This is a genomic window from Sphingobacterium sp. NPDC055346 (assembly GCF_053645235.1).
Genome location: NZ_JBSHMI010000002.1, coordinates 13939 through 40040, shown reverse-complemented (window position 1 = coordinate 40040; position 26102 = coordinate 13939). Strand labels below are relative to the sequence as shown.

General features: G+C 39.6%; 18 protein-coding genes. 9 read left to right on the top strand and 9 right to left on the bottom strand.

All coding sequences use genetic code 11. The annotated features are described in order from the left end of the window. Nucleotides 1-296 precede the first annotated feature (296 nt). Nucleotides 297-791, top strand: a complete 495-nt coding sequence (locus ACWICE_RS04550) for an RNA polymerase sigma factor (RefSeq protein ID WP_313258486.1) — start codon at nt 297-299, stop codon at nt 789-791. A gap of 110 nt (nt 792-901) precedes the next feature. Here ACWICE_RS04550 and ACWICE_RS04545 read toward each other — a convergent pair whose 3' ends face one another. Further along, nucleotides 902-1120 carry a hypothetical protein gene (locus tag ACWICE_RS04545; RefSeq protein ID WP_185211676.1) on the bottom strand — a complete coding sequence of 73 codons (219 nt, stop codon included), beginning with the start codon at nt 1118-1120 and terminating at the stop codon, nt 902-904. A 490-nt stretch (nt 1121-1610) separates the two neighbouring features. Between ACWICE_RS04545 and ACWICE_RS04540 the strand changes: the two genes are divergently transcribed. Further along, entirely contained in the window at nt 1611-2039 is a 429-nt protein-coding gene (locus ACWICE_RS04540; protein WP_214649456.1) for a GNAT family N-acetyltransferase, read from the top strand. Nucleotides 2040-2179: 140 nt separating this feature from the next. Here ACWICE_RS04540 and ACWICE_RS04535 read toward each other — a convergent pair whose 3' ends face one another. Next, nucleotides 2180-2692 (bottom strand): hypothetical protein, encoded by a 513-nt coding sequence (locus ACWICE_RS04535; RefSeq protein ID WP_454297733.1) that lies wholly within the window; start codon nt 2690-2692, stop codon nt 2180-2182. Between the two features lie 97 nt (nt 2693-2789). After that, nucleotides 2790-3662 carry a DUF808 domain-containing protein gene (locus tag ACWICE_RS04530; protein WP_185211673.1) on the bottom strand — a complete coding sequence of 291 codons (873 nt, stop codon included), beginning with the start codon at nt 3660-3662 and terminating at the stop codon, nt 2790-2792. Nucleotides 3663-4180: 518 nt separating this feature from the next. Here ACWICE_RS04530 and ACWICE_RS04525 point away from each other — a divergent pair. The 3 genes from ACWICE_RS04525 to ACWICE_RS04515 all read left to right on the top strand — a co-directional run bounded on the left by ACWICE_RS04525 (nt 4181) and on the right by ACWICE_RS04515 (nt 8483). Next, on the top strand, nt 4181-5566 hold the full coding sequence (locus ACWICE_RS04525; RefSeq protein WP_185211672.1) for an NAD(P)-binding domain-containing protein: 1386 nt from the start codon (nt 4181-4183) through the stop codon (nt 5564-5566). A gap of 159 nt (nt 5567-5725) precedes the next feature. Then, on the top strand, nt 5726-6667 hold the full coding sequence (locus ACWICE_RS04520; protein ID WP_454297732.1) for a Dyp-type peroxidase: 942 nt from the start codon (nt 5726-5728) through the stop codon (nt 6665-6667). Nucleotides 6668-6785: 118 nt separating this feature from the next. After that, the gene (locus ACWICE_RS04515) at nt 6786-8483 is read left to right on the top strand and encodes an amino acid permease (RefSeq protein WP_454297731.1); all 1698 of its coding nucleotides are present in this window, start codon (nt 6786-6788) and stop codon (nt 8481-8483) included. A 52-nt stretch (nt 8484-8535) separates the two neighbouring features. On the opposite strand, the gene ACWICE_RS04510 is transcribed toward ACWICE_RS04515, so the two are convergent. Then, complete coding sequence (locus ACWICE_RS04510) at nt 8536-10275, bottom strand: RagB/SusD family nutrient uptake outer membrane protein (protein ID WP_313258501.1); 1740 nt, start codon at nt 10273-10275, stop codon at nt 8536-8538. A gap of 4 nt (nt 10276-10279) precedes the next feature. Next, the gene (locus ACWICE_RS04505; protein ID WP_254529134.1) at nt 10280-13528 is read right to left on the bottom strand and encodes a SusC/RagA family TonB-linked outer membrane protein; all 3249 of its coding nucleotides are present in this window, start codon (nt 13526-13528) and stop codon (nt 10280-10282) included. Between the two features lie 571 nt (nt 13529-14099). On the opposite strand from ACWICE_RS04505, the gene ACWICE_RS04500 reads away from it, so the two are divergent. From ACWICE_RS04500 to ACWICE_RS04485, 4 genes are all read left to right on the top strand, one after another. Then, nucleotides 14100-15497, top strand: coding sequence for a WG repeat-containing protein (locus ACWICE_RS04500; RefSeq protein ID WP_454297730.1), 1398 nt, complete (start codon nt 14100-14102; stop codon nt 15495-15497). Between the two features lie 77 nt (nt 15498-15574). After that, the gene (locus ACWICE_RS04495) at nt 15575-17833 is read left to right on the top strand and encodes an ATP-binding protein (protein WP_454297729.1); all 2259 of its coding nucleotides are present in this window, start codon (nt 15575-15577) and stop codon (nt 17831-17833) included. After that, nucleotides 17830-18468, top strand: coding sequence for a response regulator transcription factor (locus ACWICE_RS04490; protein WP_185217076.1), 639 nt, complete (start codon nt 17830-17832; stop codon nt 18466-18468). Before ACWICE_RS04495 ends, ACWICE_RS04490 begins: the two co-directional genes overlap by 4 nt. A gap of 64 nt (nt 18469-18532) precedes the next feature. Further along, nucleotides 18533-18733 (top strand): hypothetical protein, encoded by a 201-nt coding sequence (locus ACWICE_RS04485; RefSeq protein WP_185211664.1) that lies wholly within the window; start codon nt 18533-18535, stop codon nt 18731-18733. A 59-nt stretch (nt 18734-18792) separates the two neighbouring features. On the opposite strand, the gene ACWICE_RS04480 is transcribed toward ACWICE_RS04485, so the two are convergent. The 4 genes from ACWICE_RS04480 to ACWICE_RS04465 are packed head-to-tail and all read right to left on the bottom strand — an operon-like array spanning nt 18793 to nt 25878. Then, nucleotides 18793-20064, bottom strand: coding sequence for a glucose-1-phosphate adenylyltransferase (locus tag ACWICE_RS04480; protein ID WP_454297728.1), 1272 nt, complete (start codon nt 20062-20064; stop codon nt 18793-18795). 1 nt (nt 20065) lies between these two features. After that, the gene (locus tag ACWICE_RS04475; protein ID WP_454297727.1) at nt 20066-21481 is read right to left on the bottom strand and encodes a glycogen synthase; all 1416 of its coding nucleotides are present in this window, start codon (nt 21479-21481) and stop codon (nt 20066-20068) included. Then, the gene (glgB, locus tag ACWICE_RS04470) at nt 21478-23397 is read right to left on the bottom strand and encodes a 1,4-alpha-glucan branching protein GlgB (protein WP_254529128.1); all 1920 of its coding nucleotides are present in this window, start codon (nt 23395-23397) and stop codon (nt 21478-21480) included. Before glgB ends, ACWICE_RS04475 begins: the two co-directional genes overlap by 4 nt. Nucleotides 23398-23418: 21 nt before the next feature. Beyond that, a complete protein-coding gene (locus ACWICE_RS04465) occupies nt 23419-25878 on the bottom strand; it encodes a glycoside hydrolase family 31 protein (protein WP_185211660.1) in 2460 nt (819 codons plus the stop codon). Nucleotides 25879-26102 lie beyond the last annotated feature (224 nt).

Below are 26102 nucleotides of genomic sequence, written 5' to 3'. Positions count from 1 at the left end.
ATGCTTGAATTAAAGACAATTCAGTACTTTTTAACTGATTTCAGGTATTTGTCGCAATTTCGCTACAAATTTAAGTGTAACAAAAGAATCCTAATCCCTTCAACTTTCGTGTTGAGTGGAAATTAACAGTTCGAAACCGTACAATCCTATAAATTCAAGTTTTTAAATTTCAGATCAAGCAAGAGATTAATACCTGAAATAAATTTTAATACCTGTTTTGTCATAATGTACCCAACAGCGCAAAACATGCTCATAAACAATACGTTATAATGTTACATAACATATAACATTCAATCATGAAAAATCTAATTAATGATGTGATTGTGCAGAATTCACCAATTTTAAATCGGTTGGCTAATAACTTCACTACAGATCAAAACGAAAAGGAGGAGCTGGTTCAAGAAACTTTTATCCGCTCCCTGAAATCAATTGAAAAATTTATCAATCACCCTAAAATAGTTGCTTGGTTATATGTGATCATGAAAAATATCTATTTGAATAAATATAGACGCCTTAATTTATACAGAACCGCAGAAAAAGAACTCACCTATACTGGGGAAAATCGAAGTTCGAAAAACAATGCTGAATCAAGGTTTGTTTTAGGCGATATCGAAAAGTCAATCAAGTCTTTATCAGCGGAAAATTATGAGATAATAAGTATGTACCTAGAAGGATTTAAATACTATGAAATCGCGGAGACAATGGATATTAAAGAAGGAACAATAAAAACGAGGATACATACCATCCGAAGGATCTTAAGGAAAAAACTAAATGTGTATACTATTAACTAGGTAGAGCATTTAACTAAGAAACACTAGCAAACAATCTAACACCTACAGCCCAATCCAATTAAACGAAAAAAGTCAAGGGAATCCCTTGACTCAAGCTCGTACTGAAGAACCTATTCTTCATAAAGTTGTTCTGCATTTATCCCCAGTGCAGTAATGGATTTTAATATGGAATAACTTACAATATTGATGCCCTTTACAGAAAGCAAATATCCATCCACATAAGGGGCAATCTGCCAATCGTTGATATTTGTTATTTCATTTAATGCGTCCTTGACACTGTTTAATTGATGCAGAGAAACCTTTCCAATTTCAAATTTTAGACTTTCCATGATATACCTCCTATACTAAGTGTTTTTCGAAAAATGTTAATTAAATTGTTGATAAATGGGGAGTAATGGATAAATAAATATCCATCAACAAACTATCTATCAACAAGTTACATAATTTTAGAAAAAATTACAATAGTAGCAGGTGAAAATGTAATAAGATGGAAGATTAATGTAATAAAGTGCTAAAAATTGAAAATCAGACAATTTGCTTGTGATGAAACATGTGTTTCCAATTCTGAACAATTAGTAAAGAATCTCTCCGGTTTTTCACCCTAAGACCCTGTCATCGTTAATCGAAGGTTAACGAACTGAACGCTAACACGGTCCATAACATTTTCATGAAGGGTTTTGCAACGTGCCGAGATCCTTATTAAGATATGTCAAAAAAAATATTCTTTCTTTTTATCCTTTTATTTTTATTCCAGATTTTTCGTACATTTACTATGCAAACATAGGAAAATCTACCATGAAGTTTAGAAAAGCCCATATTATGGACTTAGAAAGAATCATAGAATTACTTTCGGACGATATGTTAGGGAACATGCGCGAGGCTTATCGGCATCCACTTCCTGCGGAGTACATTACGGCCTTCAATAAGATCAATGAGGACAAAAACCAAGAGCTTTTGGTAATGGAAACTGAGGATGGCAAAATTATTGGCTGTTTGCAATTGACATTTATCCAATACCTGACCTATCGTGGAGGGATCAGGGCCCAGATCGAAGGGGTTAGGATTGATAAAGCAGAGCGGTCTAAAGGTTATGGCGAAAAGATGATCCGATATGCGATCCGAAGAGCAAAAGAAAAAAGTGCCCATGTCCTTCAACTCACCGTAGATAAAGTAAGACCAGATGCCTTGAAATTTTATGAGAAGCTGGGTTTTAGAGCAAGTCACGAAGGGATGAAACTACATCTCTAAGCATAAAGAAATGTTTAACAATAACATGGCGGATGGCCATATAAAAAAATCCCTGACCACCTGGTCGGGGGTTTTTATTTTATTGGAACTAGAATAAAAAAAGCCCAAAATTAATTTTGGGCTTTCCACAAAAGTCTTTTTTATCCAACAGGAGTTGGTTCTGTAGGAACCTCTGGGGTTTCAGGAACCTCTGGGGTTTCTGCAGGTATAACTTTCATATATTCTTCGTAAGAAGCCTCATCCGTAGGAAATCCAATGCGTAAAACATTGCCTTGAAGAGATACAGGTATTCCATTCGTACAGCCTTGGTTATATTTAATCCTGTCATTGAGACCAGGGTAAATACTATTGTTTACTGAATAATATTCAAAATCTCCAGATTGGCTCTTATCTTTTGCAACCGTGAAAACGCAGAACTGTCCACGACTCACCGTCAACTTATTATCCGCTGTGAATTCAAGCATTTTTAAGGTGTCCAAATGAGGACCTTCGGTGATAATAGTATCTGAATTACGGATTCCATCAACCTTAACCCATTTTCCAATCAGTTCTGCAGTGTCTTTTGGAGTCTTTACTTCTTCATCCTCTTTGGAGCAGGCAGTAAATGCCCCTAAAACAGCAACGAAACAAATAATGTTTAATATCTTTTTCATAAATAATCTATACTATTTCTTGTAGAAATTTTATTCGGTTTAGGCCAGGACCTATTGTGGCGCAAATTGCTAAAAATTAACCCGCCCCACAAATAAATTAATGCTTATCCTTTCCTATCCCAAAGATCTTCTTGACCAGGAGAACAATTCCCAGTACAATAAAACCTACTACAAGACCCATTCCAAATTCTTTCACGATTGAAGGAACCTGTGGAAGGAAATGGTGGAAATAATCGATATTATGCACAAAAATACCCCCTGCAACCAATAATAGAGCTATTGTTCCGATTACTCCTAAGGCCTTGATCACAATCGGTAAAAGTTTTACCAGGAGGTGTCCTAATTTAGCTGCTATTCCCTTATCATTCGATTTCTTGATCAGGCTATGTCCGGCATCATCCATTCTCACGATCAGGGCGACTATACCATATACACCCACCGTAGCAAGGATAGCAACCACAGAAACCGTTAGGATCTGAATGGCAAGGCTTTCTTCAAGTACAGTTCCTAATGCTATGATTACGATCTCCACGGATAAGATAAAATCGGTAGTGACTGCGGATTTAACCTTTGCAGACTCTGCTGCTTCTCCTTCCAAAGCTTGTTCCTGAATGACCTCCTGCCCTTCTTTCTTCCGGTGAAAAAGATAATGTATAACTTTTTCCGCTCCTTCATAAGCTAAATAAGCACCACCAATCAATAAAATATATTTTATCACTACGGGAAGGAAAGCATTCAGCAATAAGGCGACAGGCACGATAATCAGCTTATTGACAAAGGAGCCTTTCGTAATTGCCCATAGCACAGGAAGTTCTCTAGATGCTAAAAATCCGGTTGCTTTTTCGGCATTCACGGCCAAATCATCTCCTAAAATACCTGCGGTTTTCCGAGTTGCGATTTTACTTGCAACTGCTACGTCGTCCATAAGAGCGGCGATATCATCCAAAACCGCGAATATTCCTGATGCCATATATGATTTTTTTAATTTACTCCTAAAATAAACAGATTTTGCTCAAAATCACGCAATCCCTTAATTTAATTGAAAATGGGGCTAGAATTAATTTGGTAAATCCTACCCGATAAAAGCAAATCATATACCAAAACCAACAGGGACGCAGCCAATTGGACTTAATTTCTGAACGGTCAAATTTGCCAAACAATTCCTAACAGAACCAAATATTAATCTTTGGTTTTCCGATAAAACCATTGGTTAATCCGAATATTATTTCGTTAATATTTTTAATTAATGAATATTATTCGTACCTTTGCAACAGTGAAGGAAAAAAACACATTTGTGTATAATGATCATTCAGCATCACCTAATTATTACTTCCTTTAATTTTAGCGTCACGAATATTTGGTAATTATCTGCCAAAGAAATCAACACGCCTTCTATTTCCCCTAATGGGAATCATTACAGCCTTATTGCATCTATCTACAGATAATGGCACATTGAAAAATTTAAAAAATTTATAAAAAGAATAAAATATGACAGATTTTAAAGTTGGAATTATTGGAGCTGGCCCTAGTGGTTTAGCTATGTTAAGAGCATTTGAATCAGAACAGAAAAAAGGTAATCCCATCCCAGAAATTAAATGTTATGAAAAACAAGATAATTGGGGCGGCATGTGGAACTATACCTGGCGAACGGGTGTAGGGAAATTTGGCGAACCATTACATGGAAGCATGTATAAATACTTATGGTCCAACGGGCCAAAAGAATGTCTAGAATTTGCAGACTATACTTTTACGGAGCATTTTGGGCAACCTATTTCGTCCTATCCTCCACGTGAAGTGCTTTTTGACTACATTCAAGGCAGAATTAAGAAAAGTAACGCAAGAGATTATATTAAATTCAATACGGTAGCTCGCTGGGTTGACTATATCGAAGATAAAAAACAATTTAGGGTCGTATTTGATGACCTACAAAAGAATGAGACATTCGAGGAGTACTTCGATTATCTTGTAGTAGGTACAGGTCATTTCTCAACGCCTAATATGCCTTATTTCAAAGGTATTGATAACTTTCCAGGTGCCGTGATGCATGCGCATGACTTCCGTGGTGCGGATCAATTTATTGGACAAAAGTTGTTGTTGATCGGAAGTAGTTATTCTGCTGAGGATATTGCGGTTCAATGTTTCAAACATGGCAGTGACTCGGTGACCATTTCCTATAGGACAAACCCAATTGGCACGAAATGGCCAGAAGGAATCAAGGAAAAACCGTTGGTAACTCACTTTGATGGCAATACTGCTTATTTCAAAGATGGAACAACTGAAGATTATGACGCCGTGATCCTTTGTACAGGATATCAGCACAAGTTCCCTTTCCTACCGGATGATTTGCGTTTAAAGACGAAGAACTGTCTGTATCCAGACAATTTATATAAAGGTGTAGTATTCAATGAAAATGAGCGACTTATATTCTTAGGTATGCAAGACCAATACTATACATTCAACATGTTTGATACTCAGGCATGGTTTGCAAGGGATTATATGTTGGGGCGAGTTGATTTCCCAGCTAAAGAGGAAAGAGATGCCGACATTAAACAGTGGATGGATTACGAGGCTAAAACCGTAACTGGTCCTGAGCATGTAGATTTCCAGACAGATTACATCAAGAATTTGATCAGTTATACGGATTATCCTGCATTCGATTTAGATCGTGTGGCAGAGATGTTTAAAAGCTGGTTAAACGACAAGGAGGTCAATATCCTGAACTACAGGGATCAGGTTTACAAGTCGGTCATGGATGGCACAAGCGCTGAACCTCACCATACACCTTGGATGAAAGAATTGGATGATAGCTTAGAGCGTTATCTAAATGAAGTTACCATCGATGAAAAAGAATTAGATAAGGTTATAAATTACTAATTGAGAAAGCAGGGATTTATTTCTCTGCTTTTTTCATCACAATGCATTAAGTACTGCCCTAAAACGCAGTACTTTTTTCTTTCAATAAAATTTACAGGCTAACTTTTATCTCTTGTTAAGAATGCTTAAATTAGGTTAACACTATTATTAAATTCACCTATGGCATCAATATCTCAAAACATTACGGATTACCCCAATAACAACACCATTTTTTCAGTTTGGAAATTTAAGGATGGAACAGATTATAAGGCTGTCTTTGAAAGGCTTTGTGCACTGATTTCCAATTTGAACCATTCATTTGTGGTTCGTACGCCAAATGGCAGGACCAGTTGTATTATGGGGATCGGTTATGATGCTTGGAATAAATTAGGTATGCCTACTCCCCTTCCCAAGGAACTGAAGACTTTTGAAAAGATTGTTGGAGGAAAACACACTGCCGTATCTACGGAGGGAGATTTACATTTTCATCTACGCGCTGAGAATGCTGGCATCTGTTATGAGATGGCGAAGGATATCTACGATATCATCAATCCTGTTGCCGACAATTTGGTGGAGGTCCATGGTTTTAGGTATTGGGATGGCCGTTCCATCCTTGGCTTTGTCGATGGAACAGAAAATCCGATTGGGGATGAACGAGCTCAATTTGCATTGGTTGGCGAAGAAGATCCTCAATATCAAGGTGGGAGTTATCAGTTTGTACAGAAATACATCCACAATCTTAAGGCATGGGAAGAACTGTCTACAAGCGAGCAAGAGAAGGTATTTGGTCGGTACAAATTGTCGGATGTGGAGATGACGGATGAAGTCAAGCCAAAGAATGCCCATAGTGCATTGACCAGTATTACAGATGAGAATGGGAATGACCTAAAGATTGTGCGGGATAACCTTCCGTTTTCAAATCCTTCAAAAGGTGAATTCGGCACGTATTTTATTTCCTACGCCAGTAAATTCTCGACAACGAAAAAGATGTTGGAAAATATGTTCTTGGGGGATCCTGTAGGAAATTATGATAGGATATTGGATTTCAGTACTGCGGAAACAGGTACACTTTTCTTTGTACCTACGCAGGAAATACTAGATAATTACTCGGCCACAACATAAATGAAATATTTTATTCAATAAATTTTCAGAAACCCTAGTATGATTTTCTTATAAATATCATTCTAGGGTTTCATTTTTATATCTACTTTTGTTGACTTCACCAAATAATTAATCGCTAATGAGAAATAAGCTTTTCAAAAGGAAGAGTCTAGAACTGATCATCAAGGAAAAGGGTCAGTCCGAAAGTATGAACAAGGTCCTTGGAGTTCGAGACTTAGTTTCCTTAGGAATTGCTGCCATCGTAGGTGCCGGAATATTCAGCACCATCGGATTGGCTAGTTTTGAGGGTGGCCCTGCCATTTCTCTACTTTTTGTGTTTGTTGCTTTTGCCTGCGTATTTACGGCTCTTTCCTATGCTCAATTTGCCAGTACCATTCCAATTTCGGGGAGTGCCTATACCTATGCTTATGTTGCATTTGGGGAACTATTCGCCTGGATTATTGGTTGGGCATTGGTTTTAGAATATGCTGTTTCCAATATTGTGGTTTCCATATCATGGTCGCAATATTTCGTTACCATGCTGGAAGGATTTGGGATACATATCCCTGCATGGCTTTCTATGGCGCCCCAATATGCCTTGGAAGCTCATCAGAAGTTAGTTGAATTAGGACCGGAAGCTTTGACGGTTGCGGATAAATTGGGTCTGAAGGCCTATGAATCTGCCCCTCGGATTGGTGAAGTACCTATTATTTTTGATTTGCCTTCTGGGGTTATCATCAGCTTGATCACATGGTTGGTATATCGAGGCATTAAAGAGTCTAGAAGAGCCAGTAACATTATGGTCATGGTAAAGATCGGTGTAATCTTGGCTATCATTATTGGTGGTTCCTTTTTCGTCAATCCTGAAAACTGGGTTCCCTTTGCTCCAAACGGTCTACAAGGGGTATTAGGTTCAGTGGCAGCTGTATTCTTTGCATTTATTGGATTTGACTCTATTTCGACCACTGCAGAAGAATGCAAGAATCCCCAACGTGACCTTCCTAAGGCGATGATCATCACCTTATTGATCTGTACCGTTCTTTATGTAGGGATAACTTTGGTATTGACAGGGATGGTGAATTACACGGAACTGAACGTAAAAGATCCCTTGGCATTTGTTTTTAAATACATAGGAGTCGATTATTTAGCTGGGATAATCTCAGTTACCTCAGTCATTGCGATTACCAGCGCACTTTTGGTCTATCAATTAGCTCAACCAAGGATCTGGATGACCATGAGTCGGGATGGCCTGCTTTGGAAGAAGTTTGCAACTATCCATCCAAAATATAAGACCCCCTCCTTTGCGACAATCGTGACAGGCTTTGTGGTTGCTATACCTTCCATGTTCTTCAAGATGGATTTCTTTGTGGATCTAACCTCCGTAGGTACCTTCTTTGCCTTTATTTTAGTCTGTGCGGGTGTACTCTATATGGATTATTCAGGCTTATCAAAGCAATCTAAATTTAGAGTTCCCTATATAAACGGCAAATACCTGATCGGATTAGGTTTTGTGATTGCTTGGGCTTTGATCTGGAGATTTAACCAAGAAGCCATCCATGAATGGCAACACTTGGATTTCTTGTATATCCTGGAGCATAAATCGTTGATTTTGATCTTTTGGGCTGTATGGATTGTACTTGCTATTATGGCTTTTAAATACAATTTCTCGTTGCTACCTGTGATTGGGATCCTGATCAATCTCTATTTGATGACCGAGCTAGGTACGAGCAATTGGGTGATCTTTTTGATCTGGCTAGCAATAGGATTAGTGGTTTATTTCTTTTATGGTTATAAACATTCCAAGCTTAACAACCCTAAAGCTGAAGATATTGCATAAGAAAAAGCCGCATCAAAAAGATGCGGCTTTATTCATTTATTTATTATTAACATTATTTCCAGCCTGGATTTTGAGTTAAATTCTTATTGAGTTCCAATTCCTGGATCGGAAGCGGATAGAAATAATCTTTAGCCTCATCAAATACTTTTTTGATATGGGCATTGATTATCACGTTTCCACTTTTCCCGTTTTCCAATAAGATTTCTGATCCTAATTTTAACAATTGGACGCCTGGAGCTGTTGGTTTAGTTCCTTCGTAAATCCAAACATCTTCTTTACCATCACCATCAAGGTCAAACTTACCAATGCTTGGGAAATACATCCCTTTAAATTGACGAGTGATCAATTGACCGCTTTTCCATCTCAAAATATCATCCCAACGGTAAGACTCCATAACCAATTCGATCCTTCTTTCTCTACGGATCTCAAGGATGGCACCTTTCATGGCGCCAGCAACTGCTGGATAATCATTGGCCAGATACGGATCTGCATTGCTGTTTGCCGCTGCTAATACCAATGTTGGCATTTCTGCTCTTGCACGGATTAGGTTAATGGATTGATCAAGATCCGCTTGGGTCAAAGTTCCCAATTCAGCTTTAGCTTCAGCATAGTTCAACAGAACTTCAGCATAGCGGAAAATAGGCATATCATTTTCAGAACGATTATAGTTATCATATTTCACATCGCCTACGAATTTGATTAACTGATAACCTGTTACGGAATTTCCAAAGTTAGGTGCTATTGGTGCTGCCCCTCCTATTCTGGTATAGCCAGGAGTTCTTATGGTTTGATGCAACCTTGGATCCCTATCTTTTACCTCTTCCAAGAAGGTCATTTTATCATAGTTAGGTTTGTCCGTGAAGCGTGTTCCGTCTTTCATTAAGTAGGAATTGACCAAGTTTTTCTCCAGACCTGGCTTACCGTATGAAGCTGTAATGGTATAATAGTTTACATTGTGCCAAATCTGTAGGGCATCCGAAAACTTACGGGCCAAAATAACTTCTTGGGATACGCTATTGACAGAGCTGAAAAGTTTACCATAAGAATCAACTCCAGCACCTGTATATAGACTATACTGACCAGCATCCATTAATTCTTTAGAAGCTGCTACAGCCATTTCAAGGTATTTATTTGCATTTGGCAGGTTCAATTCCGTATGATATTTCCTGAAAGTACCTTCAAACAAGGCCACTCTTGATTTAAGTGCCAAGGCGGTCCATTTTGTTGCTTTTTCATCGGACTTTGCGTCTGACATATTCTTGATGGCGAAATCTAAATCTGCCATGATGGAATCAACAATAAGCGTTCTGGAATCACGTTTTTTCGATAATTCCTCTTCATCATTGACATCAAGAACCTTTCCGTACCAAGGCACATCTCCGAAACGTCTAACCTTATCAAAATAGAAATAAGCCCTGAAGAATTTGGCTACACCTGCATAAGGCGCAGCATCCTGAACTGAAAGATGATTATAGCAGTTTTCAAGGAAGAAATTAATATTCCTTAGTTGGGTCCAAGACCAGCCACCCCCACTTACAGGGACAATTCTTTTTCCCGTTAATTCATCTTGAAGGGTTGTTTTAACAATATTATCAATTGCCTCGTTATAGATTCCTTCAGCAGATGGAAGGGCGCCGTCATAAAATGAATTGCTGAACAATTCAAGATCTTTGACACTTTTGAAAGAGACATCAGGAGAGATATTTGCCTCCGGCTGTCTATCTAAATAATCCTTACTACATCCTGTAACTAGAACAGCAAGTAGAATATATAATATTAATGAGTTTTTCATGGGTTTAGAAAGTAAAGTCAAGTCCAAAAGAAAATGTTCTAGAATAAGGGTAAGCTCTACCGTTTGATTCTTGAGCTGCTTGTTCTGGGTCAATATATTTTGACCTTAGTTTAGTCGCTGTCCACAGGTTTTCTCCAGATAGATAAATCCTTGCATTGCTCAGTTTCAACTTGCTCATGATAGCGTTTGGAAGAGTGTAACCAATGGTTAGGTTTTTCAAACGGATATAAGCTAAATCTTGCAGATAACGGTCTGATTTTACATTCAGGGAGCTGTTACCATCCAAAGCGATATAGCCACGCAATAGAGGGAAATATGCATCTGGATTCTCAGGAGTCCATACATCTTCAACAAAATCTTTTGGAACGAATGAGTAATAAGGTCTTGAATAAGGCCCCCAGAACTTATCCGCATTGGAACCTGGCCACCAATTCTGTTTTCCGATACCTTGGAAGAATGCCGAGACATCAAAACCTTGCCAGTTGGCACCTAAGTTTAAACCGAAGTTATATCTCGCTCTACTATTACCGATGATAACCTGATCTCCAGGATCACTTAGGGTATTTTTCCCTTGGTTTACTTCTTTGTCTCCATTGATATCCACAAATCTTGGATCTCCAGCCTGCAGCTTAGACCAATCTCCAGGAGCTGAAAGACGGCGAGCATCAATGCGATCTTGATTTACATCCCAATTGGCAGCTTCTTCATTGGTTTGGAACAAACCGTCGATCTTATATCCCCAGATCTCACCTAATGTCTGACCGACATAATAGTTGTTCAACAACATTTCTCTATTGTCAAATCTGGTAATCTTTGCTTTGGAATCCGACAGGCCAAGACCGAAACTATAGCCAAAAGGTTTATCAGCAACTTCAAATTGATCTCTCCATGCTAATGACAATTCCCATCCTACGTTTCTTAAATCTCCTGCATTCGTTTTCGGAGAACTAGCACCGAATACTGCTGGCAATGTTTTTCCGGGGATTAACATGTCCAAGGTTTCGCGGATAAAGTAATCAAAGGATGCAGTCAATCTACTTTGAGCAAATTCAAAGTCAGCACCAAAGTTTAAGGTACTGGTTCTTTCCCAGGTTAAATCTCCAGAGATTGGCGACGGTGAACTTAAGAATTGTGTTCTTCCACCATTGGTAATGTAGGCTGAGTTTCCAGCACCTAATAACGGGATATAACCATAAGGCGAAGCCTCCTGAGCATTTCCTAGAGAACCGTAGGAAACTCTTAATTTAGCTTCGTTGATATAAGGCTTCACAGACTCTAAGAAAGGTTCTTCCATAATACGCCATCCTGCTGAAAAGGATGGAAAGAAACCAAATTGTTGACCTGAAGGGAATTTGGAAGTCCCATCATAACGACCATTTACTTCTAAAAGATATCTTCCTTTATAATCATAATTTATCCTTCCGAAAAACCCCTGTAATGCCCAAGATTCTTCGCCACCACGTAATAATGGCACGCCTGTACCTAGGTTAAAGTCATTAAGGTCTTCCGATAAGAGGTTGGTTTGGGTTCCACCTACATTTCTCCAGGTACTCAGTTCTTGGTTGTAACCTGCTGTAGCTCCTAAATTATGATCACCAAATTTTTTATTGAAATTGGCGAAAATATTAAGGGAATGTTTCTTGTAATTCTCTAAGTTTTGAATTAGCTGATCATTTCCCAAATAATTGATCACGCCTGGATAAACAGACCATGGAGCCTGAACCCTACGATTAAATTTATCAATCGGATTGTAGGTAAATGTATAGTTTCCGGTAACTGTCAAACCTGGCATAATTTGAGCGACAGCTTCAAAAAGGTTGATAAATTCATATTCCTTCTCCCCTCCTTTGGATTTACCGTAAAGTAAATCTGCCATGATACCATCACCGATATTATAATTGTTCAGTTCCGTTCTGTATGTAGCCGTACCATCTGGGTTTTGAGGAACATAGGAAGGTAATGCATGCACAGTTGTGGAGATAAAGTTATTGTTGGCATCAACACTACTGTTCCATCCTGGGAAAGTATAGTTTTGATAGTTTATTTGGCTATTATTGCTCACTTTTAACCAATCTGTTACTTGCCCATTCAATCTAGCTCTTAGGTTGTATCCTTCAAACTTATCTTGCTGGACCTTCATCAGACCACCTTTCTGGTACATTCTTCCGGAGATGTAATAGTCCATTTTTTCAGATCCACCAGAAAAAGTTAGGGCATGTTCCATAGAATTCATCTTATCCCTATAGAAAGTATTCCACCAATCCGTATTGGCATAATACACGTATTGGTCCTTTCCATTTCTATTTTGGATTACCACGGAAGGTAAAGATGGGTCATTTTTACGCTTTAGTAATTCTGCATAATCCTCATCGGTATAACCTGTATATCGGTTACCAGTAGCACGTAAAAACGCTTCATCATTCAATACGGCAGCATCATAGCCATTGGTGATGAAATCCGTGTTAACAGTAAGGTCAGAAGTTCCAAAATTATTGCTATAGCCAATGGTCATCTTTCCGGCTTGTCCTTTTTTGGTTGTGACAAGCATAACACCGAAGGCACCTCGAGCACCATAGATGGCCGCCGCGGAAGCATCCTTCAATACAGATATCGATTCAATGTCTTTAGGGTTGATGGTATTGATATTCCCCGGAACACCATCAATTAGGACAAGTGGAGCAGCATTGGCGGAGTTAATAGAAGCAAAACCACGGATATTTACCTTTCCTTCACCCCCTGGGCGTCCGTTGGTAAAATTAATGTTCAAGTTAGGTACAGCCCCTTGAAGAGCTTGGGTTGCATTTGCTACAGGGCGATCTTGCAATACTTTGGAATCGATTTGTGCTACTGCACCTGTTAAGTTCACTTTTTTCTGCTTACCATAGCCCACAACCACGACCTCATCAAGGTTTTGATCGGTAGCAACAATAGTAACATTTACTTGAGGTCCAGTAACAGTAACAGTTTTAGCAGTATAGCCGACCATGGAAATCCTCAGTTCGTTTCCCACAGAACCGGAGAGTTCAAAATTTCCATTTTCATCAGTTTGGGTGCTAGACCCAATCGTGACATTACTCACTGATGCGCCGACAACAGCCTCACCTGTTTCTGCGACTACTTTACCTCGAATAATGTTCTGACTGATTTCATAGGTCCGCTCTAGTGGGACATGCTTATATGTAGCATGAGCAGCAGACCAAGAAAGAAGCGATAAGCCCACTAAAATGGGCAGGTAGGTGTAGTTCTTTTTCATGGTTTAAGTACAATTTCTTTGCGAGCAAAGAAAGGTTTTACAATATTGGTTTATTATTAAATGTTTGTTAATAGTAGGTTAAGATGTTAAATATATTTTATCAAGTACAATTAGTTAATTCAAAAATAACAAAAAGGTTTCGCTACTTCATCTAAAAAGTTAACATAATTAAAGCTTAATAATTACCCTTTAGTTAATCTTATAACTAATTTTCAATTAAAAAGGATATTAGAGAAAATAATGAATAAATGTTGTAACACAGAATATTCTCGTTGCTTAACAAACATTATTTTAAGCATATTTTTAAGTTTAATAATCTTAAAAAGTTGTTTCTCTTTTTATGTTTTATCATAGAAAAAGAGGTGAAGTGTCAAATAATTGCTTGGAGTAGTTTACTTACATATTAAAAACCACTTAGCAGGAATACTTACTAAATTTATTCTCCGGAGCTATACAATCTCTACATCATAAAATCAGGCAATTATTTCCGTGCAACCAACGAAATTAGCTGTTATCAGGGATGGTTTTTCTGCCGTAATCTGCCCATTTTTGTGGAATAACATCATATTTAATGAAAAAACTATTATTTTCTATTTTACTTATTAGCTTTTGCAATCTAACATTGTTGGCACAAGAGCAAAAGCTTCACAGAATCGACTATCGCACTATTTTAATTGGAGAACAAAAGGATCAGGCAAACACTTCAGACAATTATTCATTGAGGGCTTGGTTCAACGACACTTTTATTAAGACTTCGCTCAATGAATCACCCACTAGATTGCAGGTTATCAACAAAAAGACAGATCGCTCTTTCTTGTTGTTTCCAGAATCCGAACAGTATTACATTTACAATGAAGGTAATGATGGTGAAGCTGGAAGGCTATATGTGGAATCAGACGTAGAATTTGAATTCGTCCAGGGAAAAACTAAAACCATAGCAGGCATTCCTTGTAAGATGGCCGTAGTGAATGGAGATTTTGACCTTTCGGGTGATAACTATACTAAGATGGAAGTTTGGTACTCCGATAAACTTCCAAACCTATATTGGGATCAATTCATGTTCCTTAAAGATCTACCTGGAGCGGTAATGGAACTTACTATTGGCGAGACTGGATTTACTGCAATTAATATTACCGAAGAAAGCCTGAGCAATACCGAATTTGAGATTCCTACTTTCTATGCTGCATTGGTTGTTGACGAGGAAGATGGTGAGCATTTAGATGCGGCAGATAGCCTTTCAGCAGTCCCGCAGGTTGATGAAGACCGTTACTTATACCAAGATGAGGACACCGAACTATTAGGCTTAATGGATGAAAATGGAAATCCTATTACCGAAGCTGATTATACCTTTTTTGATCAATTCAGTGGAGGAATAAGCACAGTAATCAATTTGGATAGCAAATATGGTTCAATGGATAAAGATGGTAACATCAAGATTCCTTTCAAGTATGATTTCCTAGTGTATGACGCAGAATACCAACAGTACATCTATTCCGAAAACGACAAGTTTGGGATCCTTGGTGCCAATGACCAGCCTGTTATCAAGGCTCAATATGATATGGTGAGCCATATGAGCCACGGTTACTTATCGGCTACCGTTGGTGATAAAACTGGAATCTTGGACAAAACAGGAAAGGTTATCGTTCCGATTTCTTATCCTCTCATCCTGGAATTCAACGCTGAAGTTTTTGTTTCGGTTGAAAATGATCATTATGTAATGTACAATATCAAACAGAACAAAAAACTTGCAGAAGGCTACGATATGATCTCTCTTTCTGAAAAAGACCCATTGCATATTGTTCAAAAGGGTGAAAAATTCGGATATATCAATAATCAAGGAAAGTTAGTCATCCCTATTAAGTTTAGCAGTGTTTCCTCTTTCGAAGATGGTACGGCATCAGTTATGGATACGGATGATGGCGATGTGTATTATATCAATACCAAAGGTGAAAAAGTAAACATCAACTAATCGAACGAAAGCATAAACAGAGTCCTTTATTAGGCTCTGTTTATGTACTTTTGTCAATACACAAACAGAAAGCAAGAATGAACACTAACATAGGAAAAGTCTTATTATCTATATTTTATGTTTTTCTATTCAACATTCTTGCCCTCCTTCCCCATTCGGCAAAGGCTCAGGATATCCTGGACAAACTCCAAAAAGAATATAATCAATACAACACCGACGATCCTGAAAAATTCTTCAGCACCGGAAAGCTGGCGCAAGCGCTATTCTTCAATCAAAAGGAAGATGAAGCCTTCAAACTACTTAAAAAAGATATCGCCGTTGCCAGCAAGTTAAATGACAGCCGATATTCTGCCTATCTCAATACCATTCTTGCCATCAATCAATTGATTATGGAAGAAACGACAAGTTCAAGGCAAAGCATCTTGAAGGCGAAGTCATTGGTAGACCGCAGCAAGGACATCGAAACCAAAGGATATGTCTATTACGGCTATGGATGGATATTGGCAAGGCAACAACAGGAGGCAGAAGCAGTCAAGCAGTTTATGATCGCGTTGAGTTATTACGATCAGGCCAAACAATCGAATACACTTTTCAACAGAAAAGCAAATGTCTATAAAGAGCTGACGTCTATTTACGCGAACTGGAATGAGTTTGAACTGCAGGAAAAATACAGCAAACTAGCGCTGAATATTGCACTGAAGCAGAAAGATCCACTGACCATTTTTGATACCTACATGTCATTGGGCTATATGTATGAACAGAAATATCTAGAAGACCAACAACATGTAGAATTTAGGAACTCAGCTGAAGAATACTACCTAAAAGCTTTGAATACCTATCTGGAAAAACAGAATGAGATACCAATACCTTCAAACTTAGCTTTTGTAGCCAATAACCTTTCGCATCTCTATTTTAAGTTCTATCCTAAGGAATATAGGGATAAAGCAACTCTGTATGCTGAACTGGCAAAAACAAAAGGACTGGAATCCAAACAGTACAATTTGGTTGCCTCGGCGTATGGGATATTGTCAGAACTGGAACTTCTGAACGGAAACTCCAAAAGTGCAAAAGAACATTTGCTATCATCACTGATAGAGATCAACAAATCCCAGGTACAGGATCAACAGATCTTGATGAGCATCTATAACACCCTTTCACATATCAGTGAGCAAGAGGGAAATTATCAGGAGGCCATCAATTATTATAAAGAATACATAAACTTGTTTACCAATGTCTACGACCAGGAGAAACTGGGTATAGGCAAGCGTCTTGAAGCACAGTATGAAAAAGGAAAACAGGACCAAGAACTGGCACTCTTACAAGTAGAAGCTGAAAAGAAAGAACAGCAGATCCAATTGATGGCAGCTTTGGGAATCCAGCAGAAGCAGGAACTGGAAAACTTGCGCCTGATCCAGGACAATCAGTCCAAAGAATTGGAGGTCTCCAAACTGACTGCTGAGAAGCAGTTTCAGGAAATTCAGATGTCTAAACTGGAAGCCAAGAACAGAGCTCAAGAAATCAGCAATTATCAACAGGAAATCAGCTTAAAGGATAAGATCAACACGTATTACATTGCTTTGATGATCGCAGCCTTAACCCTATTGGCGGTCCTATTCTATGCCTATACGCAGCGCCTGAAACATATGAAACAAAGGGAGAACTTTCACAACCTTGCCATCGAACAAGAAAGACAAAATGCGAAAATATCCATGCTGACTGCCCTACTGGATGGGCAAGAACAAGAAAGGGCAAGGATTGCACGCGATCTACACGACGGCTTAGGAGGACTCCTTTCAGGAACCAAACTGCAATTATCCCATCTGAACGACCAAACATCATTTGAGATCCAGGAGAAGATGCAAAAGGGAATCACCCAATTGGATATGGCCGTTGATGAACTCCGTCGAGTTGCCCACAACCTGACACCAGACCTATTGCAGAAGTTTGGTTTGCAGGAAGCCTTGAATGACTATGCCTCACGCATGTGCAATGATAATCTGGAAATCGATGTCCAATTCCTGCATTTTAACAACAACATGAATCTTGACCAGCAACTGGTCATCTATAGAATTATCCAAGAACTGGTCAATAATGCCATTAAGCATGCGGACCCTAGCCAAATCCTTATCCAGCTTGTTGAGGAAGACTCCGAATACCATATCACCGTTGAGGACGACGGAAAAGGGTTTGACAGCAACAATCACAGCAACAAATCTGCAGGCTTGCATAACATACGATCAAGAGTAGAGTTCTTGAAAGGTAATTTGAATGTACAATCTGATATCGGTCAAGGTAGTAGCTTTGAAATCAATATCCCAAAAAACAAACAAACATGATAAATATCGCCATCACCGACGACCATCCTTTACTATCCGAAGGCTTGAAGAACATCCTTGCCCAAGAGCCAGATTTAAATATCATTGGTTGTTATCCCAATGCGCAGGTCTTGGTAAAGGCTTTGGAAGAAACTGCGATTGATGTCTTGCTATTGGACATCAACCTTTCTGATGCGAATGGATTGGAATTGATCAGTCCATTGATCAAAAAACATAAGGATCTTAAGATCATCATGCTCAGTGTTCACAATGAATTTGCTGTGATCAACAGCGCTTTTCAGGAAGGGGCGCATGGCTATATCCAGAAAAATGCTTCCATTGACGAGATCAAGCTTGGCATCCAAGAAATTCTTTTTGGAAAGAAATTTCTATGCAAACAGACCAAACTGATCATCGATAAGAAAAACAGTACGGAACTGAAGAGTGTCCCAAAATTGACCCGTCGGGAAAAGGAAATATTGGCTGAAGCAGCACAGGGACTGACGACGACCCAAATTGCAGAAAAGCTCTTTATTAGCCACCACACTGTGGAGAGCCATCGTAAGAACCTGATCGAAAAATTCAAGACCAGCAACTTGAGCTCGGCCATAAAAATGGCCCTTGATTATGGCTTAATCCGCGAATCTGTTGACTAACAAGCCATCTCAAACTATTTATCTCTTTATTTGTTTAAGAATAGTAAACTAATGGAGAATAACGATGCAAGAAAAAGAAGATGAACAAGGAAACAAAATCAATAACGCCGAAGATGTAGACCCTACAAAGGTTCCAGAAACGGTCGTTAAAGAGAAAGATGATCAGCCAGCAGCTAACAATCTCAAGAAAACAATCATCATTGCAATCATTGTCTTGGCGATCATTTACTTTATCTATGAATTGGTATTAAAAGGCCAACAATAAAAACATAAAAAAGAAAGGCTATCCGAGTGGGATAGCCTTTCTTTTTAAATCTTATAGTTCTAGAACCCAATGGTTCTGCCATGTTCTATTACAGCATTTTTCTTGATGACGATAATACCTTCACAAATTGTGTACTCAGGAAAATCCCCATCCTTTAATTGCTTCCCACCTTTAATCCTTACATCATTTCCAATCCTACAGTTCTTGTCCAAGATGGCATTTTCGATATAACAGCGCTCACCTACTCCAATTGGTGGCGGAGCTTGGGATGAAGTTAATTGTACAACTTCATTTAATTCTTCATAATAATCCGAACCCATCATATAGGTCATCTTGACCACGGTTCCTTCCCCTATCCTAGAACGGATCCCAATCACAGAGCGTTGGATCTTTTCAGCCAAGATAATACATCCATCAGCTATGATCGCATTGTTCAGGGTAGTACCTGACACTTTTGATGGTGGCAACATACGCGCCCGGGTATATACCGTTTCGCCAAAAAGGTTGAATTCCGGGATATCATCTGTCAATCCAATATTCGCTTCAAAGAAAGAAGGGATCGTACCGATATCGGTCCAATAGCTGTCAAAAGGATAGCTCAATACATTTGAACTTTCGATTGCATCTGGAATAATCTCTTTTCCAAAATCCATTCCGTTGTTCTCTGCCAACATCCTCGACATCACTCCTTTGGAGAACACATAGATACCCATGGAAGCCAAATAGTTTCTACCTTGTTTTTCCAATTCTTCAGGTACCTCCGAGGTCCAGTCTTCCAAAAGGTCCTTGGTCGGTTTTTCAATAAAGGAGATGACCTTATTGTTTTCATCCGATTTCAGGATTCCAAAACCTGGAGCTTCCTTGGCCGTTACTGGAATGGTACCAATGGTGATTTCCCCTCCATTATTAACATGGAAGTCCACCATGGCCGAATAATCCATTTGATAGAGTTGATCGCCCGAAAGGATCAGCACGTAATCATAGTCCACATTCACCAAGTTCTTCTGGGTCCTTCTAACCGCATCGGCGGTACCTTCAAACCAGCGATCACCTTCATTGGTCTGCTCTGCAGCCAATATATCCACAAAACCCTTACTGAAAATACTGAAGTTGTAGGAGTTCTTGATATGCTTGTTTAATGAAGCCGAGTTGTATTGCGTCAGTACATATATCTTATTGTAGCCAGAATTAAGACAATTGGAAATTGGGATATCAACCAATCTATACTTTCCTGCAATTGGAACTGCTGGTTTCGAACGTTGGTCTGTCAACGGAAATAAGCGGGTTCCTCGACCCCCACCTAATACTATAGAAACAACTTTATGCGACATATCATTTAAGTAATTGGTTATATAACTCTATATATTTCTTTGCCGATTTGTTCCAAGAATAATCCAATACCATCGCAGCATCCCTTGTTTTCGTCAAGTTATCAGCATAACTCAAATATTTGATTGCTCTTTTCACAGTCTCAGCAGCTTCATCAGCCTCTACATCATTGAAAAGAAAGCCATAGCCTCCCTCTTCTACATCCTTTACGGTATCTCTTAGACCCCCTATCTTGCGAACGACAGGAATGGTCCCATATTTTAATGCATACAGTTGGTTCAATCCACAGGGCTCCACACGCGAAGGCATAATCAACAGGTCTGAGGCTGCATAAACCCGGTGAGCCAATTGCTCATTATACCCAAAGAATACTGCTAGATCAATTTTATAGTTAGGAGCGATAGCCTCTATAGATTGTTGGATGCCCGCATCACCAGAGCCTAGTATAAATATACTTAATTTCCCTGAGTTTTTCTTCAAAAGATTCTCAATTAATTCAGGCAAAATATCTGCTCCTTTTTCCGTGGCAAATCGACCGATATAGCTTAACAGAGGCTTGCTCGGATCTAGACCAAATTCTTTGCAAAAGGTCATTTTGTTCTCAGCCTTCCCTTGGTTCACGGTTACCATGGAATATTGATGATCGATTAAGGCATCGATCTCTGGATCCCAAAAAGAGGTATCAATACCATTGACAATTCCCACGGCCTTGGAGCGTTCATCTGAAAACAGATCCTGCAATCCATTCGCATCCACAAATAGTTCCTTTAGATAACCTTCAGAAACTGTGGTATAGGCATCACAGCATTTTATGGCGGTGGCCAACGGATTGATCAGACCATCCCAATCCAACAACCCCCATTTCCAGGTATCAAATGATGGCAGGATAATCCCTTTACTCCAGGACATCCAGCCTTGATACTGGCCGTTATGGACCGTCACTACCGTTTTCACACCCTTGAAAACATTGAATTCATTGCTCCACTTGGTCAAGAAAGGAACCAATCCAACATGATGATCATGGCAGTGCAGCACATCTGGATGAATATCATTGCTTTTTAGGTAATGGAGAACCGCATGCTGAAAGGCAATCCATTGATCTGCCTCATCTTGATAACAATAAATCTCTTCACGGTCCAAAAGATTAGGGATCTTCACCAAGAACAACGGAAATCCCAATTCATCTTTTTTCTCCTTTAATATTTCATAGGTCAATACACTGGAACCCTGTTGGAATTCTCCACGGGCTACCACATCAAATTCATGATCCTGTACAAACTTCCTGTTGAAGTAGGGCATGATGACCGATGCATCAATACCTAATTCCCTTTGGTATTTAGGCAAGGCACCCACCACATCCGCCAATCCGCCGACTTTGGCGACAGGAAAACATTCTACACTTAAATGTATGACTTTCATTTTCCGAATTTTCTTTTAAATACTAAACCGCTCAATGGTGGCAGGTCTACGACAATGGCTTGTTCCTGCCCCATCCAAGGTTCATTTTCTGTAATCAATTCTTTCTTAACCGATACGCCACTGCCATTATAAGCCTGATCGTCCGAGTTCAGGATCAGCTCCCATTTTCCCGGATGCGGCACACCTAACTTAAATTTCCTCCGGACAACAGGCGTAAGATTGAGGATGACCACTAGGTCGTTCACCATATCGTGCCCACGTCTGCAATACGCAAAGACGCTTTGATCCCTGTCCCCTAATTCTATCCAGAAAAACCCTTCCGGACTGAATGCTTTCTCATAAAGTGCTGGATACTTTCTATAGATCTCATTTAATTTCGCCACGAAATTCTTTAGACTAGAATGCGGCTTGTACTGCAACAGATGCCAGTCCAAGGATTGGTTGACATTCCACTCTGCAGTCTGACCAAATTCCCCACCCATGAAGAGCAATTTCGTTCCTATGAAAGTAAACATGTATAGGTATAATGCCCTGAGGTTGGCAAACTTCTGCCATTCATCGCCAGGCATTTTATAGACCAAGGAACGCTTGCCATATACCACTTCATCATGCGATAAAGGCAGCATAAAGTTTTCCGTAAATCCATATACGGTGGCAAAGGTCAGCTTATCATGATGGTAGGAACGATTGATAGGATCTTCCTTGAAATAGGCTAATGTATCGTGCATCCAGCCCATCATCCATTTCATTCCAAACCCAAGTCCACCATTAAAGGTGGCACGGCTCACCCCCGTCCAAGAAGTAGACTCTTCGGCAATGGTCTGCACGTTGGGGTAATATTTGGAAACAGCCTCGTTGAATTCCTTCAAGAAGGCTACAGCTTCAAGGTTTTCATTTCCGCCCAACTCATTAGGTTCCCATTCACCAGCTTTCCTTGAATAATCCAGATAAAGCATGGAGGCAACGGCATCCACCCGCAATCCATCGATATGGTATCGATCCAGCCAGAAAAAGGCATTACTGATCAAAAACGATTTAACCTCATTCCTTCCATAATTGAATATATAGGATTGCCAATCGGGGTGGAAACCCTTTCTTGGATCCGCATGTTCATAGAGGTGGGTTCCATCAAAATTATAGAGCCCATGGGCATCTCCCGGAAAATGCGAAGGCACCCAATCCAGGATTACGCCAATATGGCTTTCATGCAACAGCTCGATCAACTTCATCAAGTCCTGCGGACCTCCAAACCTGGAGCTCGCCGCATAATAACCGGTAATCTGATATCCCCACGAAGGATAATATGGATGCTCCATGATAGGCATAAATTCCACATGGGTAAAACCAGTTTCCTGAATGTAAGGTATCAGCTGTTCTGCAATTTCTAAATAGCTTAAGAAACGATCTGGATCTTTAGGATCACGAAGCCAAGAGCCCAAATGCATTTCATAGACCGACATGGGCCTATCCAGTGCATTATGCTCCCTACGACTGAACATCCATTCTGAATCATTCCAATCAAAGTATGTTGTAGCAACAATCGATGCTGTCTTCGGTGGAATCTCGGTATGCAAGGCAAAAGGATCAGACTTCTCCAGATGCTCCCCAGTATTGGAATGGATATGGTATTTATAGACCTCTCCATTCTCCAATCCAGGTATAAAACCTTCCCAAATGCCCGAACTGTCCCATCGAACCTGTAATTGATGCGAATGAGGATTCCATCCATTGAAGTTTCCGACTACCGACACTGTTTGGGCGTTGGGTGCCCATACCGCAAAATATACTCCCTTTACCCCATTAATTAGAAGTTCATGAGAACCAAATTTCTCATAAAGCTTATAATGCCGTCCTGCCTTGAATAAAAAAACATCAAATTCGGACAATAAGGAGTGTACTTCAACTGGTTGAGGCATAATTAAGTAGGTTTTAGCTAGTTATTGAATATTTACTTTTTTAAAATCTCGCTCTAATTTAATAAAACTGTTTCCTTGCTCATCTTTCTGCAAAGCGGTTTTGACCCCGTCCACCGTGATCTGTTTTGGCTCAAATGGCAATCCGATCAGGTAAAGATGGAAATCGCTGTAATACGGAGTGTACAACCCTTCCTCACCTTGAATCACGCTGACCTGCTTGGCATCACAGCTTGCAATAAAATTCTTCTCCACATAGACCCCTTGTTCATAGGCAAAGGTTTCGCCATGATCGGAATATAGGTAGGATGCATGTTCACCTTCGGAATAGTACAGGTTCAAACGCAATGACTCCACCCTGCGCTCTCCAGTAAACTGCATCACAGGGTACTCAGGAATAATCGATCCACCACGGACAAAGAATGGCATCTCATCCAATGGCGTATCAATGGTATATTCTTGACCACCTTCATAGAAACTGTTGTCAAAATAATAATACCAGGTTCCTTCAGGCAAATAAACAATTTTGTTCTGTTGACCAGGATGAAGGACTGGCGAAACCAACAATTGATTTCCAAAACCAAACTCCTCCTCACGGACCATATTTTTGGCCTTTTCCTGTTCCATCAAGGCAACTGGTCTTAAGATAGGTTCACCATATTTATGTTGCAACCAAAACGTTGAATAGATATATGGTAACAACTTGTATCTCAATTCAATAAACTTCTTACAGATCGCTTCCCATTCTGGTCCGAAGCTCCAAGGCTCACGATCCCGGGTATCACCTGCCGAATGGACACGCATAAATGGAGAGAACACCCCAAACTGCATCCAACGTGTGTACAGTTCACCATCTGGCTCACCAGTAAATCCACCGATATCGGTTCCACAGAAAGAAAGTCCAGAAACCGAAAGACGCTGTAACTGTAAGGTTCCGATGCGCAAATGCTCCCAAGTAGCGATATTGTCACCCGTCCATACCGATGAGTACCGTTGTGTACCGGCATAGGCCGCACGGGTAATGGTAAACGGACGTTTGTTTTTATATAATTTCTTCAAGCCATCGTAAGTCGCGCGGACCATCTGCATACCATATACGTTATGCGCTTTACGGTGCGAACCACGATGTCCTTCAAATTGATGCCTAACATCATTCGGGAAAGTCCCTCTACCAAATACAGCAGGTTCATTCATGTCGTTCCAGAAACCTGCAACGCCATCATCGACCAAACCTTTGTATAGTGTGCCCCACCATGTCCGTACCTCCGGATTTGTGAAATCAGGGAATTGACACCTTCCTGGCCATACAAACCCTTCCATGAAATAATCATCCCCCCGGCGGCAGAAATAGTTGTTCTCCTGACCTTGCTTGAAAACCCAATAGCTATCATCCACCTTGATGCCCGGATCGATCATCACCACCGTTTTAAATCCATTGGCATTGAGGTCCGAAATCATCTTTTTAGGATCTGGAAAATAGCGCTTGTTCCAAGTAAAACAACGGTATCCATCCATATAATCAATATCCAAATAGATAGCGTCACAAGGAATTTCACGCTTTCTGAACTCATAGGCAACTTCACGAACCTTATTCTCTGGGTAATAGCTCCACCTACATTGATGGTAGCCCAAGCCCCACATTGGAGGCATATAATGGGTGCCGGTGAGTTTATGATAGCGCTTTACCACGTCCATCATTTTTGGACCTTGGATATAATAGTATAGCAGTTCTCCACCTTCAGACCAAAAACTGGTTTGGTCCTGATGTTCTGCAGCGAAGTCAAAATAAGTCTTGAAGGTATTGTCGAAGAAGATTCCATAGGCCTGACCTTCGGTTACCCCCATATAGAACGGGATCGTCTTATAGAGTGGATCCTGATTGAAGGCATAGGAATAGGTATCCGAATTCCAGTTCTTCACCCTTCTCCCTCTCAGGTTCAGGTTGGTAGCTTTATCGCCCAGTCCAAAGAAAGCTTCATCAGCAGCAGCTTCCTTAGAACAATAGACATAATAACCACCAAAATCTACATTCTCTTCCCAGTGCATTGGCGAATGGTCTTTGTTCAAGACCTTCTCGTTCGTATCCGCAAAGGAAATGGTAAAATCCGATTTACGGATCAAGCATATCGTAGAGTTCGTTTTTACTTTGTAATATTCGGCATCTTCCAAAAGTTCATAACTCACGTAGTTATCTTCCTTGAAACTGATGGCATAAGAGAAATCGACCAAGAAAGAACCTTCAGGTGCCAATCGCACTCGGATGATATCCTCTGAAAAAACTTTCACTTCCACTTTCGATCGCCCATCCGAAAAATAAAACGCGTTTCGGTCTTGCGTATAGCCTTTAACAGCAGTTAAATAAAGCTTTTCTATATTGGGAAGGTCGAGAACTGGATTATTAACGTGATGGATTCCATCGTCTAGTGTGTCAGGGTTAGGTATTAAATCATTTGCAAAATCGCCCTTCTTTGTTGTATCTGTCATAAAAAATTAATCTAAATAGGTAATAGACAGTGTAAATGTCAGTTTTAAATTACAATATATTTTATAGAAATCAATGTTATTAAATAAATTCGGTTGAACATGTACTAAAATGTACAGTCATAGCTACATGGTTTTACCCGATATTATCATTAAATTGTTGTAATACAAGAAAAAGGGTATAATTAGCTTTTAATTTCGTAATTTTGTAAGCCTTTTTAAAATCT